This is a genomic window from Psychrobacter piscatorii, from assembly GCF_001444505.1.
In the GTDB taxonomy this organism is placed as follows: Bacteria; Pseudomonadota; Gammaproteobacteria; order Pseudomonadales; family Moraxellaceae; genus Psychrobacter; species Psychrobacter piscatorii_B.
Genome location: NZ_LNDJ01000027.1, coordinates 1 through 1,280, shown reverse-complemented (window position 1 = coordinate 1,280; position 1,280 = coordinate 1). Strand labels below are relative to the sequence as shown.

The following is a 1,280-nucleotide window of genomic DNA, read 5'->3' as shown; positions in this document are numbered from 1 at the left end:
AAAAAAAGCCACCCTAGATAGGATGGCTTTTTTATGACTAATTCATAATCTCATTACTGAGACTTAAGTCTTAGTTCAATACGTTAGCAACAACACCAGCGCCTACAGTACGGCCACCTTCACGAATAGCGAAGCGTAGACCTTTGTCCATAGCGATTGGGTGGATAAGCTCTACGCCCATCTCAACGTTATCACCAGGCATGACCATTTCAGTACCGTCTTGTAATTGGATTGCGCCAGTTACGTCAGTGGTACGGAAGTAGAACTGTGGACGATAGCCGTTTAGGAATGGTGTGTGACGACCACCCTCTTCTTTTGACAGTACGTATACTTCGGCGTCAAATTTGGTGTGAGGCGTGATTGAACCTGGCTTCGCTAGTACTTGGCCACGTTGTACGTCTTCACGCTTAGTACCACGTAGTAGTACGCCACAGTTTTCGCCTGCACGACCTTCGTCAAGCAGTTTACGGAACATCTCTACACCAGTACAGGTGGTTTTTTGAGTGTCACGGATACCAACGATTTCGATTTCGTCACCAACTTTTACGATACCAGATTCAACACGGCCGGTTACTACGGTACCACGACCTGAGATTGAGAATACGTCTTCGATTGGCATTAGGAATGCTTTGTCAACGTCACGCTCTGGCTCTGGGATGTAGGTGTCTAGTACGCTTAGTAGTTCTACAACGGCTGGTTGGCCGTATTTTTCTTGTGAGCCTTTTAGGGCTTCAGTAGCAGAACCGTGGATGATTGGGGTGTCATCACCTGGGAAGTCATAGTCGTTCAATAGTTCACGAACTTCCATTTCTACTAGTTCTAGTAGTTCTTCGTCATCTACCATGTCACATTTGTTCATGAATACGATGATGTATGGTACGCCAACCTGACGTGACAACAAGATGTGCTCACGAGTCTGTGGCATTGGGCCGTCAGTTGCTGATACAACTAAGATTGCGCCGTCCATCTGGGCGGCACCGGTGATCATGTTTTTAACATAATCGGCGTGACCTGGGCAATCTACGTGTGCGTAGTGACGTGTGTCTGTGTCATATTCTACGTGTGAGGTGTTGATGGTGATACCACGTGCTTTTTCTTCTGGTGCTGAGTCAATAGACGCGTAGTCTTTTGCTTCGCCACCAGAGGTGATTGCAGCTACGGTTGCGATTGCAGCGGTAAGGGTGGTTTTACCATGGTCAACGTGTCCGATGGTACCGACGTTGACGTGTGGCTTGCTACGTTCAAACTTGGCCTTTGCCATGGGTATTTCCTCTTTTTTT

The 1,280-nt window shown here is 47.3% G+C and carries 1 protein-coding gene; it reads right to left on the bottom strand.

The window, feature by feature from the left end; all coding sequences use genetic code 11:
• Nucleotides 1–70 precede the first annotated feature (70 nt).
• A complete protein-coding gene (tuf, locus tag AS194_RS01875; RefSeq protein ID WP_058023791.1) occupies nt 71–1,261 on the bottom strand; it encodes an elongation factor Tu in 1,191 nt (396 codons plus the stop codon).
• Between the last annotated feature and the right edge of the window lie 19 nt (nt 1,262–1,280).